We start from the raw sequence: 1,047 nt of genomic DNA on the forward strand, positions 1-1,047 counted from the left end.
ACGGCGTCCCCGCCGGACGTTGTTCACTGGATCCTCCTCGCGGCGTATCCCGAAATTTTTGCCATGCCATTACCCTTGTGCACGGGCGGTGCAGTGCCGCCACGGAGGGAATGAGCAATGAGAAGCAGCAACCCGGTCTTCTCGCGGGAGGGGTCCTTCACCCGCGACTCCGGCTACGCGGGGTTCGGCACCACCGCGCAGGCCGGGAGCCCGAACGGCCAGAACCCCTACGCGGGCACGCCGTACGCCCAGCAGCCGCAGGGCCAGGCCCCGATGACCGACGAACAGCTCTACGAGCTGTACAACGGGCCGTCGGCCGGCCCGGCGGCCACCGGGCGGATGACGCTGGACGACGTGGTCGCCCGCACCGCGATGACGCTGCTGACGCTGGTCGCCGCCGGTGCGGTGGCCTGGTTCGCGCTGCCGTTCGAGAACTACGGCTACGCCGCCGGCGCCTCGATCGTCGCCTTCGTCGTCTACCTGGTCATCGCCTTCAAGCGCAGTGTGAGCCCGCCGCTGATACTGACGTACGCGGCCCTCCAGGGCTTCGCGATGGGCGCCATCTCGCACGCCTTCAACACCGTGCTGAACGGCATCGTGATCCAGGCGGTGCTGGGTACGGCGGCGGTCTTCGCGGCGATGCTGTTCGCCTACAAGAGCGGTCGCATCCGGGTCACCGCGCGCTACCAGCGGATCGGCATCGCGATCGCCATGGGCTTCGTGCTGCTCATGCTGGTCAACCTGGTCGCCATGGCCTTCGGCGCCGACATGGGGCTGCGCTCCGGCCCGCTGGGCATCGTGGTCGGCCTGGTCGGCATCGGTCTGGGTGCCTTCTTCCTGTCGCTGGACTTCGCGGCGATCGAGGAGGCCATCGCCCAGGGCGCCCCGCAGCGCGAGTCGTGGCGGGCCGCCTTCGGGCTGACCCTGTCGCTGGTCTGGATCTACATGGAGATGCTGCGGCTGATCGCGATCCTGCGCGGCGACGACTGACGGTCCGTCCCGCCGTGAACCACTGCCGCCGGGCCCCGGAGCCACTCGCTCCGGGGC

At 69.6% G+C, this 1,047-nt stretch carries 1 protein-coding gene; it reads left to right on the top strand.

Features of this window, described 5'->3' with window-relative positions; all coding sequences use genetic code 11:
* Window positions 1–117: 117 nt before the first annotated feature.
* Entirely contained in the window at window positions 118–990 is an 873-nt protein-coding gene (locus ACFU7Y_RS44190) for a Bax inhibitor-1/YccA family protein (RefSeq protein ID WP_224285405.1), read from the top strand.
* Window positions 991–1,047: the final 57 nt, after the last annotated feature.

Origin of the sequence: Kitasatospora sp. NPDC057542, from assembly GCF_042801945.1 — a bacterium.
Taxonomy (GTDB): Bacteria; Actinomycetota; Actinomycetes; order Streptomycetales; family Streptomycetaceae; genus Kitasatospora.